Below are 14,888 nucleotides of genomic sequence, written 5' to 3'. Positions count from 1 at the left end.
GGTGAACAGTTGTCGGAACACTTGTTCACTGACTTGGAAGTCTACTCAAGCCCGCACTCGCCAGACTCGGCGAACAGTTGTTTACTGGATGACATGAGTCACACCCTCGGGGTCAGACAGGCCCAAAAGCTGCAAACCCGTCAGGCCCTCCTGGAGGCGGGTCTGCGCCTGCTGGAGAACCAGAGCCTGAGCAGCCTGGGTCTGCGCGAGGTCACCCGCGCCGTGGGGGTGGCACCGGCCGGTTTCTACCGGCACTTCCGGGACATCGCCGATCTCGGAGTCGCCCTGGTCGAGGAGTCGTTGGGGAGTCTGCACGCGATGATCCGGGCGATCCTCGACGAACAGGACGACGCCGCCGAGGTGATCAGCCGCAGCGTCGGTCTCATCGCCGGGCATGTGCGCGGGCACCGGGCCCATATCCGCTTCATCGCCCGGGAACGGCACGGCGGCGTGCAGCCGGTACGGGAGGCCATCGCGGCCGAACTGGGCCAGTTCGCCGACGAGGTCGGCGCCGCGCTCGGCGCGCAGCCGCTGTCGCGGGGCTGGAACGCGGAGGATCTGCGGATGCTCTCGGAGCTCTATGTCGACCGCATGCTGATGACGGCCACCGCCTTCATGGAGGCACCGGCGGGTGACGCCGAGGCCGAGGCGCGGATCGCGCGGACCGCGCGCAGGCAGATGTACCTGATGCACCTCGGCCGGCAGCACTGGCCGGGTGGCCGGACAGAGCCCGGGGGGCCGCCCCGGGACTCGGGAGGCCCGGGGACGGCCGGAACGGCCGGGACTGCCGGAACGGCCTAGGACAGGCCGGTGGCCAGGGCCTTCGCCAGCTCGTCGGTGAGGGTGTCGGTGCTCTGGAAGGTCAGTCCGGCCAGCGCCACGTGCTTCCAGCGCACGGTGCCGGCCGCGTCGACGATGAACACCGAGCGGCGCAGCCCGAGTCCGGGCACGGCGACGCCGTACGCCCTGGCCACCTCGCGGCCGGTGTCGGCGAGCAGCGGGAAGCGCAGGTCGTAACGGCGGGCGAAGCCCTCGTGGCTGTCCAGGTCCTGGGGGCTGATGCCCCAGACAGTGGCGCCCAGGCCCTTGAAGCGGTCGAGGTCGGAGGTGTACGAGCACAGCTGCTTGGTGCAGACAGCGGTGTTGTCACCGGGGTAGAAGACCAGGACGAGCGGGTTGCCGCGCTGTTCGGAGAGGGTGTAACTGCCGCGCGGGGCGTCGCCGTCGGCGGTGGCGAGCAGTCCGGGCAGGGTGAAGTCGGGCGCGGGGGCGCCGACGTCGGGGCTCTTGGCCATGGGGGTCCTCGGGTCGGATCGTTGATCGCCTCGGAGGTCAAGCATGGCTGTCCGGAGTGAGCGCGTACACCGTCACCCGGTGGCCGAACATGAAGTCCGCACGGCTGCGGGTGAAGCCGAGCCGCCCGGCGACCCGCTCGGACGCGTCGTCGCCGGTACGGATCATGGCGGTGACCGCGCCGAGCCCGAGGTGTTCGAAGCCCCAGTCGACGGCGGCGCGGGCGGCCTCGGTGGCATAGCCCTGGCCCCAGGCCTCGGCGCGCAGCGTCCAGGCGGCCTCGACCTCGTCGAACTGGCGCCAGTACTGCAGCCCGCAGCGGCCGATGAACTCGCCGGTCTCCTTGTGTTCCACGGCGCACAGCCCATGACCGCGGGTCGCCCACTGCCGCTCGATCGCGGTGAGCCGCTCCAGCGCCTGGCGTCGGGTGTAGGTGCCGACGAAACGGTTCACCCGGGCGTCCTGGTGCAGGGCGACGAACGCGTCCACGTCGGCGGTGGTCAGCGGGCGCAGACGCAGACGGTCGGTCTCGATGAGGGTCACGGCCGGAGCGTAGACCTGACCCCCGCTCCGGCCATAGGGCCGCGGTACGGATAGCTATGTGATCGTAATGGGACGTGTCGGTGTTTGCGCGCGCCCGTCGCATACATGTCGATGCCGCCGGCAGGGGAGTTGGCGCCCGGGACGTGGCGGCGCCGCATCGGGGGCGATTGGCGATTGCAGAGCGCAACCATCTAGGGTGAGTTCGTTCGGATCTTCGCTCCTTTGCGGAGAACAATGCACAAAAGTGGAGGGCTGGCTTTCATGGGTTTCGCGCTGCTGCGGCGGAGAGGTACCAGAACCGACAGCGGGGCGGCCCTTCTTCCACCGGTCGCGGGCGGCGCGGGTCTGCTGAGCTGTCAGGTGCTGGACCCCCTCGGACACCCCATGGGCGGTGCCGAGATCACGGTCAGCGACATGGCGGACGGCCGGACCCAGGTCAAGGGCACCAGCGACCCGTACGGCACCTTCATCACGACACTGCCGCCCGGCAACTACACCGCGACGATCACCGCCGACAGCCTCCAGCCCTACCGCGGCACGGTGGAGATAGCCGCCGGGCTCCAGTCCCCCATCGGCCAGGTCCAGTTGGCGCCGTCCCCGCAGGCGGAGCTGCCGCCGCCCGGCAGTTGGCTCTTCGATCCGCCGCACACCGCGATCCGCTTCATCGCCAAGCATGTCGGCATGGCCCATGTGCACGGCCGTTTCGAGCGCTTCCAGGGCAGCATCCACATCGCGGAGCGGATGGAGGACTCGCATGCCGAGGTCCGCATCGAGGCCGCGAGCATCGCCACGGGCAACAAGACCCGTGACAACCACCTGCGCTCCGACGACTTCCTGGACGTCGAGCGCTTCCCCTACATCACCTTCTCCAGCGACCGCTTTGTGCACCGCAACGGCTCCAAGTGGACCCTCCAGGGCCATCTGACGATGCACGGCACCAGCCGCTCGGTCGCCCTGGACACCACCTATCTGGGCCTGACCACCGGCGGTTACGGCGAGGAGCTGCGCTGCGCCGCCCTGGCCAGGACCGAACTGCACCGCGAGGACTTCACGCTGAACTGGCGGAAGACGCTGGCCCGGGGCATCGCGGTGGTCGGCCCGACGATCCAGCTGGAGCTGGACATCCAGGCCATGTTCGACAGCCACGACACCCCGACGCCGCCCGAGTAGCCGTTCCGGCGCGGCGCACGCGGCGCACACGGTGGGCTCCCTGTCAGGACTGCGTCATCGGCTGGCTCTTGATGACGGAGAAGAGCGCGCCGGACGGGTCGGCGAGTGCCGCCATACGGCCGACGCCCTCCATGTCGACGGCGGGCATCTGGACCGTGCCGCCGCTCGCACCCGCCTTGGCGACGACGGCGTCGACGTCGGTGACCTCGAAGTAGGGCAGCCAGTGCGAGCCGACACCGGGAGCGAGCGACTCCCCGCCGAGCTGCATGATGCCGCCTATGCCGGCTTCCTGCCCGCCGCCGGTGGTGGAGACGACGGCGTAGGTCAGGCCGCCGGGCAGCGGTATGTCCTGGGCGTCCCAGGCCAGGACGGCCTGGTAGAAGCCGCGGGCGGCGGCCGCGTCGGTGGTGTGGAGCTCCACCCAGCACAGCGAGCCCGGGTCGGTGACCAGGTCGAGGCCCTTGGTCTCGCCCGGCTGCCAGACGGCGAAGCGCGCCCCGGACGGGTCGGTGAACCCGGCCATGCGGCCCGCGGTGAAGACGTCCATGGGCCCGAAGCGGACCGTGCCGCCCGCCTGTTCGACGGTCTTGGCGGTGAGATCAGCGTCAGGAGTCTGGTAGTACACCGTCCAGGCCGGGCTCGCGCCCTGCTCCATCTGCGGGCCGACCGCCGCGACGGTCCTGCCGTCGAGCTGGAGGTAGCCGTATCCGCCCGCCTCGGGGCCGAGCGGCTGGAAGGTCCAGCCGAACAGGCCTCCGTAGAAGGCGACGGAGGCGTCGATGTCGGGCGAACCCAGGTCGATCCAGTTGGGGGCGCCGGGAACGTAACGGGTGCTGAGCATGGTCCGCTCCTTGGACGGGTGGAACAGGTGACCGGGGTGGTGTTCCCTGATCGCCCTCAGTCTTGCACCGGGCACTGACAACCGCGTCCGCTGACAGTCCACGTGCGGCTGCCGCCCGCGCCGCTCGGGCGGCGAGCACGGGCAGGGCGACGCCGGTGAGGCGTCCGGCCCCGGCCCACAGCCGGCATGGGCGGCGGCGTCGAGCACCCGGCGGGTCGTACGGGCGGCGCCATCCCGCCCGCGTTGTCGACCAGCAGGCCCAGCGGACTGCCGTCGGCAGCGCTCCTCGGCACAGCGGCCACGATGCGCCGCGCCAGATGCTCGAAATCCTGCTCCCGGGGCTGCTCGCGCGCACGCGCACGGCCCCGCACGCGCACGGCCGGCGCCACGGAGTGATTCCGCGACGCCGGCCGTACGGGGAAGGGACCGCGCTCAGCCGGAGCCGAGGTCGTAGACCGTGGTGCTGCCCACGGTCTTCTTCGTGTAGTGCGCCGCGACCCACTCGGTGATCTGCGCCGCCGTGCCGCTGCCGCCGCTCGACGTGCCGGCGGAGATGAAGTAGTGGATCTTTCCTGCGGCCACGTACTTCTTGAACTGGGCGAGGGTCGGCGTCGGATCCGTGCCGTTGAAGCCGCCGATGGCCATCACCGGTTCGCCGCTCGCCAGCTGGTAGCTCGCCGCCGGGGTGGATCCGACGGTGGCGGCGACCCAGGTGTAGGACTCCGCGTCGGCCTTCAGCAGAGCCGTCATCCCGGAGGTGACGGTGGTGCCGTTGAGCAGGCTGCCGATGTTGCCGCCACCACCGCCACCGGTGCCGCCACCCGGACCACCCGTGCCGCCCTGCGGCGGGGTGCCGGTACGGGCCTGGCCGCCGGTGCCGCCCATGCCGCCCGGCCTGCCGCCGCCACCACCGCCGCCCATCCCCATCCCCATCCCCATGCCGGTGCCGGGGCCCGCCGTGGGCAGGGCGCCGGTGTGGCCGGAGCTCACCGTGGTGAGGGTGTAGGCGAAGGGGCCGGCCAGCGATGCCAGCAGGGCCAGCGTCACCGCGCCACGGGCGAGCAGCCGGCCGCCGAGGTGGCCGGAGGCGGCGATACCGGCGGCGGCGAGCAGGCCGAGGACCAGCACCGGCCAGCGCAGCCATCCGTACGAGTCACCGGAGGCCCGCCCCAGCAGCACGTACGACCACACCACCGTCACGGCGACGGCCGCCCCCAGCACCTCGCGGCGCCGCTGCCACATCAGCGCGGTACCCATGCCGGCGAGGGCGGCGATGTAGGGGGCCAGGGCGATCGTGTAATAGGCGTGGAAGATGCCGCTCATGAAGTCGAAGACGGCGAGCGTGCAGAGCAGCGAGCCGCCCCACACCAGCAGCGCGGAGCGCCGGGGGTCGGTGCGGCCGGAGCCCCGGCCGACCGCCCACAACCCGGCCACCAGCAGGATCAGCGCGGCCGGCAGCAGCCAGGAGATCTGGCCGCCCATCTCGGTGGAGAACATCCGCAGCAGGCCGGTCGCGCTGGAGTTGCCGGTGGCGCCCAGGCTGCCGGTCTCGTTGCCGGTGAGCCGGCCGAAGCCGTTGTAACCGAAGGTCAGCGACAGGAAGCTGTTGTCCTGGGAGCCGCCGATGTACGGCCGCGAGGAGGCGGGCCACAGTTCGACGACGGCGACCCACCAGCCGCCCGACACCACGACGGCGGCCAGGGCCAGCGCCAGCTGTCCCAGCCGCCTGCGCAGCCGGGTCGGCGCGCACACCCCGTAGACCAGGGCCAGCGCGGGCAGGATCAGGAAGGCCTGGAAGGTCTTGGTGAGGAAGCCGAGCCCGACGGCGGCCCCGGCCAGCAGCAGCCAGCGGGTGCGGGCCTGCTCGGTGGCGCGCTGCGTGCAGTAGACGGCGCACACCATCAGCAGCGTCAGCAGCGCCTCGGGGTTGTTGTAGCGGAACATCAGCGCCGCCACCGGCGTCACCGCGAGCGCGGCGCCCGCGACGAGCCCGGCTCCGGGGCCGAAGCGGCGCCGTACGGCCGCGTACAGCACACCGACCGCCGCGACGCCCATCAGGGCCTCGGGGACCAGCATCGCCCAGGAGCTGAGGCCGAAGATCCGGACCGAGAGCTCCATCGGCCACAGGGCCGCCGGGGGCTTGTCGACCGTGATGAAGTTGGAGGCGTCCGAGGAACCGAAGAAGAAGGCCTTCCAGCTCTGGCTGCCCGCCTGGACGGCGGCCGAGTAGAAGCTGTTGGCCCATCCGGAGGCGCTCAGCCCCCACAGGTACAGCCCCAGGGTGCCGAGCAGCAGTCCGAGCACGGCGGGCCGCACCCAGCGGGGTGCGGCGGCCTGCGGGCCGGGGACCCCGGCGGCTTCGTTCCCGGTGCTCGGCGGGCGGGTCAGAGTAGTCATGGGGCCGAGCATGCCGTCGTGCTCTGAGGTGACCCTTTGACCGTCCTTTGGGGATGCTGTGCGCCGGGTGAGAAGGTCGTGAGAGGCACCGCCGAGGGCCGCGCGCGCCCCGGGGCCACCGCGCTAGCCGGTGTCCTCACCCATCTCCAGCAGGGTCGCCGCCGCGCCGATGATCTTCGGGTCGGGTACGCCGACGACCTCCTCGTCCTTGTCCGGATACGGGAAGCGGGCCAGTACGCTGCGCATGGCCTCCACCCGGGCGCGCTTCTTGTCGTTGCTCTTCACCACCGTCCAGGGCGCGTACCCGGTGTCCGTGGCGCGGAACATCGCGACCTTCGCGGCGGTGTAGTCGTCCCACTTGTCCAGCGCGGCCAGGTCCATGGGACTGAGCTTCCACTGCCGGACGGGGTCGACCTGCCGGATGGTGAAGCGGGTGAGCTGCTCGCCCCGGGAGACCGAGAACCACAGTTTGACCAGGTGGATGCCGTCGTCGACGAGCATCCGCTCGAAGGCGGGCGTCTGCTGCGTGAACTGCCGGTACTGCTCGTCGTCACAGAAGCCCATGACCCGCTCGACGCCGGCGCGGTTGTACCAGGAGCGGTCGAACAGCACGAGTTCGCCGGCGGTCGGCAGGTGCTGCACGTAGCGCTGGAAGTACCACTGCCCGCGCTCGCGCTCGGTGGGCTTCTCCAGGGCGACGACGCGGGCGCCGCGCGGGTTGAGGTGCTCGGTGAAGCGCTTGATGGTGCCGCCCTTGCCGGCGGCGTCGCGGCCCTCGAAGACGATGACGATCCGCTGGCCGCTCTCCTTGACCCAGGACTGCAGCTTCAGCAGCTCGATCTGCTGGAGCCGCTTGTGCAGGTCGTACTCGGGGCGGCCCATCCGAGCGGGGTACGGGTAGTTCTCGCGCCAGGTGTCCACCGGTGAGCCGTCCGGGTGAACGAGCACCGGGTCGTCGATGTCGGTGTGGTCCACCCGCATGCCCTGTTGCAGCAGTTCGAACACGACGCCTCCTCAGTCGGGGAACCGCGGGGTGATCGGCTGGAGCCCGTACCGCGGGGCCGCTACGTGGACCGGGGTCACGGCCCCGCGATGGCCGCTGTCGCGATCAGGATCGTGCCGAAGGCCCCGTCGTGCACGCCGGGCAGCACCGCGGCGGCAGCACGCCGGCGGGCGGCGCCGGTCAGCGCGGCTGCGGCAGCGTGGGCAGTCTCGTGTCGTACAGCCACATGGTGAACAGTCCGTCCAGCGGATGGACGCTGTACCGCTGCGCGAGCGCCGTGAACTCCTCGGTGGTCACCGTCCAGTGCCGGTAGGTGGTCGTCCACTCGCGCAGCAGGGCGACGAAGGCGGCGTGCCCGATGACCGTGCGCAGCGCGTGCAGGGTCAGCGCGCCGCGCTGGTAGACGCGGTCGTCGAAGATGCGGCGCAGCCCGGGGTCGGCGATGCGGATGTCCTGGTCCATCAGGGCCAGGCGGGAGCGGGAGCGGGTGGCGTGGACGGTTGCCGAGGGGCCGCCGGACAGTTCGGACCAGAGCCACTCGGCGTACTTGGCGAAGCCCTCGTTGAGCCAGATGTGCCGCCAGCCTCCGACGGTGAGGCTGTTGCCGAACCACTGGTGGGCCAGTTCGTGCGCGATGAGGCGTTCGCTGCCGCGCCGGCCGTCGACATGGTTGCGCCCGAATATGGACAGTCCCTGCGCCTCGACGGGGACGTCCAGTTCCTCGTCGACGACCACTACGGCGTAGTCGTCGAAGGGGTAGGGCCCGAAGAGGTCGGTGAAGGTCGTCATCATCTGGGGCTGGCGGGCGAAGTCGTGCTCGAAGCGCCCGAGCAGACGGTGCGGCACCGCGGCGGGCTGCGGCACCGGGCCGGCGTCCGCCACGTCGACCAGGTCGTACGGGCCGATCTGGACGGTGGCGAGGTAGCTGGCCATGGGCGCGGGCTGCTCGTAGACCCACCGGGTGGTCGAGGCGCTGATCGTACGGGAGACGAGCGCGCCGTTGGCGACGACGGTGTACGGGGAGGGGATGGTCACCGCGATGCGGTAGGCGGCCTTGTCGTCGGGGCGGTCGTTGCAGGGGAACCAGGAACGGGCGCCGCTGGGCTGGGAGGCGACGAGGGCGCCCTCGTCGAGCTGCTCCCAGCCGAGATCGCCCCAGTCCGGGGTACGGACGGGCTTGGGCACGCCGGTGTAGCGGACCTCGACGGTGAACGGGGCCCCCGCGCGCAGCGGGCGGGCGGGGCGGATCCGGAGCTTGTCGGCGCGGTGGGTGTAGCGGGCCGGGCGCGCACCGTCGACGAGGACCTTGTCGAGGCGGAACGGGCCCAGGTCCAGGGCCACCTCGGCCAGGGCCCGTTCGGCGACAGCGGTGATCCTGGCCCGGCCGGAGAGCCGTCCGCTGTGCGGCCGGTAGTCCAGTTCCAGGTCGTAGTCGGTGGTGCGGTACCCGCTGTCGCCGTGCTGCGGGAGGTAGGAGTCCTTCACCCTGGTGCGTCCTTACGCCTGTTCCGTGTGGTGCTGCGCATGCCGTGTGTCCGGCGTCGCGGGTGGCTGCCGGTGGTGCCAGGCCGTGATCGGGTTGCCCAGCCAGCGGCTGCCGGCCGGCACCGCCTCGCCGCGCATCACCAGTGAGGCCGGGCCGACCGTGGCCCGGTCCCCGATGACCGCGCCGGGCAGGACGATGCCGTGCGGGCCGAGGGTGGCGCCCTCGCCGAGGACGACGTGGTCCATCCGCATGATGCGGTCGTGGAACAGGTGGGTCTGCACGACACAGCCCCGGTTGACGCTGGCCCCGGCGCCGACGGTGACCAGGTCCGCCTCCGGCAGCCAGTACGTCTCGCACCAGGCGCCGCGTCCGACGCGGGCGCCCAGCCCGCGCAGCCACAGGTTCATCAGGGGTGTCCCGCCGGTCGCGCCGACCAGCCACGGCACCGCGAGGACCTCGACAAAGGTGTCCGCCAGCTCGTTGCGCCACACGAACGAGGACCACAGGGGGTGTTCGGCCGCCCGGAAACGCCCGGCCAGCAGCCACTTGGCGGCGATCGCCACCAGGCAGGCCGCCACTCCCCCGGCCGCCAGCAACGCCCCGCCGGCCAGCACGGCCAGGGCCACACCGGCACGGGCCGACAGCACCTCGAAGGCCACGAAGGCCAGCACGGCGAGTGCCACCCCGCACATCACCGGCACGACCCGGCACAGCTCGACGGCCGCCCGCGCCCACATCAGGTGCCGGGGCGGCTCGAAGGTGCGGGCCGTGTCGGTGGCCTCGGCCCTCCGGGGCAGCTTCATCGGCGGCATACCGAGCCATGAGCTGCCCGCCTTGGCCCGCTTGGGCGTCGCCGACAGCACACCGACCAGGCCGCGCTTGGGTACGGACCGCCCGGCGGCCGTCATGCCGGAGTTGCCGAGGAAGGCCCGCTTGCCGATCCGGGCCTCCGCGATGCGCAGCCAACCGCCGCCGAGTTCGTACGAGGCGATCATGGTGTCGTCGGCCAGGAAGGCGCCGTCGCCGACCGTGGTCATCGTCGGCAGCGCCAGCACGGTGGAGGCCTCGACACGACGGCCCACCCTCATTCCCAGCGCGCGCAGCCACACCGGGGTGAACAGGCTGGCGTAGAGCGGGAAGAGGTGGACGCGGGCCATGTCCATCAGCCGCTCGGTCGCCCAGGCCTGCCAGGCGACGCGGCCGTGGACGGGGTGGTGGCCCTCGCGCAGGCCGATACCCAGCACGCGCACGCCGCCCAGGACCAGCAGGGCGTACGTGACCAGGGCGGCGGCCGTCGCGAGCGGCACGGCGGCGAGGGCCCCGGTCAGGGCCTGCCAGGGGCTTGCCGCGCCGCGCAGGAAGGCTCCGGTCACCAGCAGCCCGGGCAGCGCGGCGAGCACCGGCAGCAGGCCCAGGGCCAGCGAGGTGAGGGTGTAGACGACCGTCCAGCGGCGCCGGCGCGGCGGACGGCCCTCGGGGCGCGGCCGGGCGGCCTTGCCGTCGCGCACGGCCGGGACGCCGCCCCAGCGCTGGCCCGCCGGTACGGATCCGGTGACCCCGGACCCGGGGGCGATCTCGGCCCGCTTGCCGATCCGGGCGCCCGGCAAGAGGGTGCTGCGGGCGCCGACGGTGGCGCCGGCCCCGATCCGTACGGCGCCGATGTGCAGCCGGTCGCCGTCCAGCCAGTGACCGGACAGGTCCACCTCGGGCTCGACCGCGCAGCCCTTGCCGAGTCGCAGCATGCCGGTGACCGGGGGCAGCGCGTGCAGGTCGACGTCCTCGCCGACCCGTACCCCCAGGGCACGGGCGTAGTACGTCAGCCAGGCCCCGGCCAGGCCGGTGGCGCCGCTCAGCTCGGCGAGGCGTTCGGCCGTCCACAGCCGCAGGTGGACACCGCCGCCGCGCGGGTACGTACCCGGGCGCAGGCCGCGCAGCAGCAGCCGGGCGCCGCCGGCCGCGATGACGATCCGCCCGGCCGGGCTCGCCACGAGCAGCCAGCCGAGGACGATCCACCACCAGGACACGACGGGTGTCCAGGGCAGCGCGAGCACATTGGCGGCGGCGGTCGCGGCGACGCACCTGCGCAGCCCGGCCACGGTCAGCAGCGGCAGCATGAGCAGGGTCTGCGCGAAGCCGGTGCGGCGCGGCACCGGGCGTACGTCCGGCGCCTCGGGCCCGCGGGCCGCGGAGGCGTCCAGGGTGCGGGCGAGGGCGCCCAGCGTCGGGTTCTGGTAGATGTCGCCGACCGATCCGGCGGCGAAGCGCTCCCGGATCCGTGAGACGAGCTGCGCGGCGGCCAGGCTGCCGCCGCCGGAGGCGAAGAAGTCGGCGTCGGCGGTGCCGGCCGGCATGCCGAGGACGTCGGCCCACTGCTCGGCCAGCCAGGCCTCGGTGGCGGTCAGCCGGGCCCGCTCCCGCGGGGAGCCGGTGTCCGGGGTGGGCAGCGGCCAGGGCAGCGCGGCCCGGTCCACCTTGCCGGAGGTGCGGGTGGGGAGGCCGTCCACGACGGCCAGCAGCGGCACGAGGGCCGCCGGCAGCTCCTTGCGGAGCCGGGCGAGGGCGTCCTCGGCGTCGAAGTCGTCGCCCGCGACGACATAGCCGACGAGGAGCTGGTTGCCGCCCTTGGTGCTTCTGACCGCGGCGGCGGCGCCGGCCGCGCCCGGCAGGGCCTGGAGGGCGGCGTCGATCTCGCCGAGTTCGATACGGCGGCCGCCGAGCTTGACCTGCTCGTCGGCGCGGCCCACGAAGAGCAGCCCTTCTTCCTCCGCCCGCACCAGGTCGCCGCTGCGGTAGGCGCGGTCCCAGCCGAGGGCGGGCAGCGGGGCGTACTTCTCGGCGTCCTTGGCGGCGTCCAGGTAGCGGGCGAGCCCGACACCGCCGATGACCAGCTCGCCGGTGGCGCCCATGGGCACGATCTCGCCCCGGGCGTCCACGACGGCCAGTTCCCAGCCGTCGAGGGGCAGGCCGATCCGTACCGGGCCGGTGCCGGTCATGGGGGCGGCGCAGGCGACCACGGTGGCCTCGGTGGGGCCGTAGGTGTTCCAGACCTCGCGGCCGTCGACGGCCATCCGCTCGGCCAGCTCGGGCGGGCACGCCTCACCGCCGAAGATGAGCAGGCGTACGCCGTCCAGCGCCCCGGCGGGCCAGAGCGCGGCGAGGGTGGGGACGGTGGAGACGGCGGTGATGCGCTGCTCGACGAGCCAGGGTCCGAGGTCCAGGCCGGTGCGTACCAGGGACCGGGGGGCGGGGACGAGGCAGGCGCCGTGCCGCCAGGCGAGCCACATCTCCTCGCAGGAGGCGTCGAAGGCGACCGAGAGCCCGGCCAGCACCCGGTCGCCGGGGCCGAGCGGCTCGGCGGCCAGGAAGAGCCCGGCCTCGGCGTCGACGAAGGCGGCGGCGCTGCGGTGCGTGACGGCGACGCCCTTGGGCCTGCCGGTGGAGCCGGAGGTGAAGATGATCCAGGCGTCGTCGTCGGGTCCGGGGCGGCGGCCGGTGGCCGCCCGTTCGGACGCCGGAGCCGATGAGGGGCCGGCCGGGGCGGCCGGCGCGGCCTCGACGGGTGCGGCCGGGGCGGCTTCGGGCGGCGCGGGTCCGTCCTGGGGCTGCCACGGCGTGATCTCGCACCCGGCGCCGATGACGGCGCTCACGGCGGCCTCGGAGAAGACCAGCCGGGCCCGCTCGTCCGGGTCCTCTGCGTCGACCGGGACGTACGCGGCGCCGGCCGCCAGCACGGCGAGGATGGCGGTGTAGAGGTCGGCGGTCCCGGACGGTACCCGTACGCCGACCCGGTGGCCGGTGCCGATCCCGGCTGCGCTCAGGCTCAGCCGCAGGGTCTCGACCTCGGCGAGCAGCGCTCGGTAGGTCAGCGGGGCGGTGCCGTCGTCGACGGCTGGTGCGTCCGGGTGGCGGCGGGCGGTGGCGTCGAGGATGTCGAGCAGGGTCCGCTCGGGGGCGGCCTCCCCGGCGGTGAAGACGGCGGGGGCTGCCTCGGCGTCGAGCAGCGATTCGAACAGTGGCTGGGACTCGGTGGCTGTGGTCATGCGGCGGGCCGTTCGTCGCCCGCCATGGGTTCGACAGGGTGGATGCCCGGCTGCTTCGTGCGCATCTCTCACTCTCCTCAAGTCGTGTGGAGTGCGCTGCGAACCCCCGCTCCGCGCACGGCGAACAGGGAGTTTACCGAGCCGCAACCAGTCGCGCCTGTTGAGCGGGGCCTCGCGGACCGGCGCCGGGGATCCGGGTGTGGCGGAGGCCACGTCCTTCGGCTACTTCGCGCGGGTGAATTCCTCGTATGCCCGCACGACTTCGTCGGTCGGGCCGTCCATGCGGAGGGTCCCGGACTCCAGCCAGATGACGCGGTCGCAGGTGTCGCGGATCGACTTGTTGTTGTGGCTGACGAGGAAGACGGTGCCGGCCTCCTTGCGCAGTTCGCGGATCCGCGCCTCGGACCGCTTCTGGAACTTGCGGTCGCCGGTCGCCAGCGCCTCGTCGATCATGAGGACGTCGTGGTTCTTGGCGGCGGCGATGGAGAAGCGCAGCCGTGCGGCCATGCCGGAGGAGTACGTGCGCATGGGCAGGGAGATGAAGTCGCCCTTCTCGTTGATCCCCGAGAAGTCCACGATCTGCTGGTAGCGCTCACGCACCTCCTCCTGGGTCATGCCCATGGCCAGGCCGCCGAGGATGACGTTCCGCTCGCCGGTCAGGTCGTTCATCAGGGCCGCGTTGACACCCAGCAGGGAGGGCTGGCCCTGGGTGTAGACCTTGCCGCTCTCGGCGGGCAGCAGCCCGGCGATGGCTCGCAGCATCGTCGACTTGCCCGAACCGTTGGAGCCGATCAGGCCGATCGCCTCGCCCTTGTAGGCGGTGAAACTGACCCCGCGCACCGCGTGCACCTTGCGGACATTGGGATTCCCCTTGCGGGTGACGATCCGCCGGAGCGCGTTGACGGCGCTGCCCTTGCCGCCGGCGCCGTGTACCCGGTAGACGATGTGCACGTCGTCCACGATGACGGTCGGGACGCGCTCCCCGGTGCCGCTGTCGGTTCCGGTGCCTGTGCCGCTGTCGGTGACGGTGCCGGTCTTCTCGCTCTGCGTCTCAGCCACGTCCGTACTCCTCTTCGGCCTTCCAGAAGTAGATGAAGCCGCCGAAGCCCGCAAGCAGCGCCCAGCCCAGGGCCAGGGCCCAGACGTGCGGGGGCAGCTGGGCCGCGGTGAAGCTGTCGATGAGCGCGAAGCGCATCAGGTCGATGTAGACGGCCGCCGGGTTGATCTGCAGCAGGAGCTTGACGACGTGGGGTGCGTCGCCCAGCTTCGCGCTGAGGCTGTACATGACACCGGAGGTGTACATCCAGGTGCGCAGGATGAACGGCATCAGCTGTGCCAGGTCGGTGATCTTGCTGCCGAGGCGGGCCATGGCGAGCGCCAGCCCGGCGTTGAACAGGCTCTGCAGGAGCAGCGCGGGGATCACCAGCAGCCAGGAGGCGGACGGTACTTCCCCCCACATGACGACGATGGTGATCAGGACCGCCATCGACATCAGCAGCTGCTGGAGCTGCATGAGGGTGGTGGCGACCGGCATCGAGGCCCGGGGGAAGTGCAGGGCCCGGATCAGCCCCAGGTTCCCGGCGATCGCCTTGACGCCGGCCAGCACCGAGGACTGCGTGAAGGTGAAGATGAACACGCCCGTCACCAGGAACGGGATGTAGTCGTCGACGCCCCTGCTGGTGCCGAGCAGCAGGCCGAAGATCAGGTAGTACACGGCCGCGTTCAGCAGCGGGGTCATGACCTGCCACAGCTGGCCCAGCTTCGCCTGGGTGTACTGGGCGTGCACCTTGGCCCGCGCGTACGCGGTGATGAAGTGCCGCCGCGCCCACAGCTGGCGCACGTACTCCCGCAGGTGCGGACGGGCCCCGCTGACGGCCAGGCCGTACCTGGCCGCCAGTTCCTGCGCGGCCGGCCCCGGGTCGGGGGCGAGCCGCGCGGCGGGGGACTCGTCGAGGTGGAGGCTCACGTGGATTGCCTTTCGTACGAGGCAGAGAGAAGCCGAGGGGGGACGACGGGTGACCGGCCGGCCGTCCGGCCCGATCGGCCGACGGAACGCATCCGTATCGTCGCAGCGCCGACGCTAGCCCACTCGGCCGATGGAACGCAACCGTTCCG

General features: G+C 72.3%; 11 protein-coding genes. 2 read left to right on the top strand and 9 right to left on the bottom strand.

Annotation, left to right across the window (positions count from 1 at the left end; all coding sequences use genetic code 11):
• The first annotated feature begins 93 nt into the window (after nucleotides 1-93).
• Nucleotides 94-801 carry a TetR family transcriptional regulator gene (locus tag RWE79_RS32790; protein ID WP_475943707.1) on the top strand — a complete coding sequence of 236 codons (708 nt, stop codon included), beginning with the start codon at nucleotides 94-96 and terminating at the stop codon, nucleotides 799-801.
• Here the strand turns inward: RWE79_RS32790 and RWE79_RS32785 are convergent.
• Both RWE79_RS32785 and RWE79_RS32780 read right to left on the bottom strand, forming a co-directional pair.
• Nucleotides 798-1,295, bottom strand: coding sequence for a peroxiredoxin (locus tag RWE79_RS32785; protein WP_475943706.1), 498 nt, complete (start codon nucleotides 1,293-1,295; stop codon nucleotides 798-800). The two genes, RWE79_RS32790 and RWE79_RS32785, sit on opposite strands and share 4 nt — an antisense overlap.
• Before the next feature lie 37 nt (nucleotides 1,296-1,332).
• Nucleotides 1,333-1,836 (bottom strand): GNAT family N-acetyltransferase, encoded by a 504-nt coding sequence (locus tag RWE79_RS32780; RefSeq protein ID WP_475943705.1) that lies wholly within the window; start codon nucleotides 1,834-1,836, stop codon nucleotides 1,333-1,335.
• A gap of 261 nt (nucleotides 1,837-2,097) precedes the next feature.
• Between RWE79_RS32780 and RWE79_RS32775 the strand changes: the two genes are divergently transcribed.
• Nucleotides 2,098-3,006, top strand: a complete 909-nt coding sequence (locus RWE79_RS32775; RefSeq protein WP_475943704.1) for a YceI family protein — start codon at nucleotides 2,098-2,100, stop codon at nucleotides 3,004-3,006.
• Nucleotides 3,007-3,049: 43 nt separating this feature from the next.
• Here the strand turns inward: RWE79_RS32775 and RWE79_RS32770 are convergent, their stop codons facing one another.
• The 7 genes from RWE79_RS32770 to RWE79_RS32740 form a co-directional block, all read right to left on the bottom strand.
• Complete coding sequence (locus RWE79_RS32770) at nucleotides 3,050-3,847, bottom strand: VOC family protein (protein WP_475943703.1); 798 nt, start codon at nucleotides 3,845-3,847, stop codon at nucleotides 3,050-3,052.
• Between the two features lie 432 nt (nucleotides 3,848-4,279).
• Nucleotides 4,280-6,244 carry a glycosyltransferase family 39 protein gene (locus RWE79_RS32765; protein ID WP_475943702.1) on the bottom strand — a complete coding sequence of 655 codons (1,965 nt, stop codon included), beginning with the start codon at nucleotides 6,242-6,244 and terminating at the stop codon, nucleotides 4,280-4,282.
• A 123-nt stretch (nucleotides 6,245-6,367) separates the two neighbouring features.
• Nucleotides 6,368-7,225, bottom strand: coding sequence for a polyphosphate kinase 2 (ppk2, locus tag RWE79_RS32760; protein WP_475946238.1), 858 nt, complete (start codon nucleotides 7,223-7,225; stop codon nucleotides 6,368-6,370).
• A 202-nt stretch (nucleotides 7,226-7,427) separates the two neighbouring features.
• Nucleotides 7,428-8,732: a M1 family metallopeptidase gene (locus RWE79_RS32755; RefSeq protein WP_475943701.1), complete on the bottom strand. Its 1,305-nt coding sequence runs from the start codon at nucleotides 8,730-8,732 to the stop codon at nucleotides 7,428-7,430.
• A 12-nt stretch (nucleotides 8,733-8,744) separates the two neighbouring features.
• Nucleotides 8,745-12,773: a Pls/PosA family non-ribosomal peptide synthetase gene (locus tag RWE79_RS32750; RefSeq protein WP_475943700.1), complete on the bottom strand. Its 4,029-nt coding sequence runs from the start codon at nucleotides 12,771-12,773 to the stop codon at nucleotides 8,745-8,747.
• Nucleotides 12,774-12,995: 222 nt separating this feature from the next.
• Entirely contained in the window at nucleotides 12,996-13,736 is a 741-nt protein-coding gene (locus tag RWE79_RS32745) for an ABC transporter ATP-binding protein (RefSeq protein ID WP_475946236.1), read from the bottom strand.
• Between the two features lie 88 nt (nucleotides 13,737-13,824).
• Complete coding sequence (locus tag RWE79_RS32740; RefSeq protein ID WP_475943699.1) at nucleotides 13,825-14,739, bottom strand: ABC transporter permease; 915 nt, start codon at nucleotides 14,737-14,739, stop codon at nucleotides 13,825-13,827.
• Nucleotides 14,740-14,888: the final 149 nt, after the last annotated feature.

This window comes from Streptomyces sp. RLA131, from assembly GCF_056270125.1.
Note: the sequence above shows the minus strand (reverse complement) of the source record. Positions and strands in the feature narration are given on the sequence as shown.

Coding starts and splice junctions, on each gene's coding strand:
- RWE79_RS32775 (WP_475943704.1), top strand. CDS start 2,098: ATGGGTTTCGCGCTGCTGCGGCGGAGAGGTACCAGAACCGACAGCGGG.
- ppk2 (WP_475946238.1), bottom strand. CDS start 7,225: ATGCGGGTGGACCACACCGACATCGACGACCCGGTGCTCGTTCACCCG.
- RWE79_RS32790 (WP_475943707.1), top strand. CDS start 94: ATGAGTCACACCCTCGGGGTCAGACAGGCCCAAAAGCTGCAAACCCGT.
- RWE79_RS32765 (WP_475943702.1), bottom strand. CDS start 6,244: ATGACTACTCTGACCCGCCCGCCGAGCACCGGGAACGAAGCCGCCGGG.
- RWE79_RS32750 (WP_475943700.1), bottom strand. CDS start 12,773: ATGACCACAGCCACCGAGTCCCAGCCACTGTTCGAATCGCTGCTCGAC.
- RWE79_RS32770 (WP_475943703.1), bottom strand. CDS start 3,847: ATGCTCAGCACCCGTTACGTTCCCGGCGCCCCCAACTGGATCGACCTG.
- RWE79_RS32785 (WP_475943706.1), bottom strand. CDS start 1,295: ATGGCCAAGAGCCCCGACGTCGGCGCCCCCGCGCCCGACTTCACCCTG.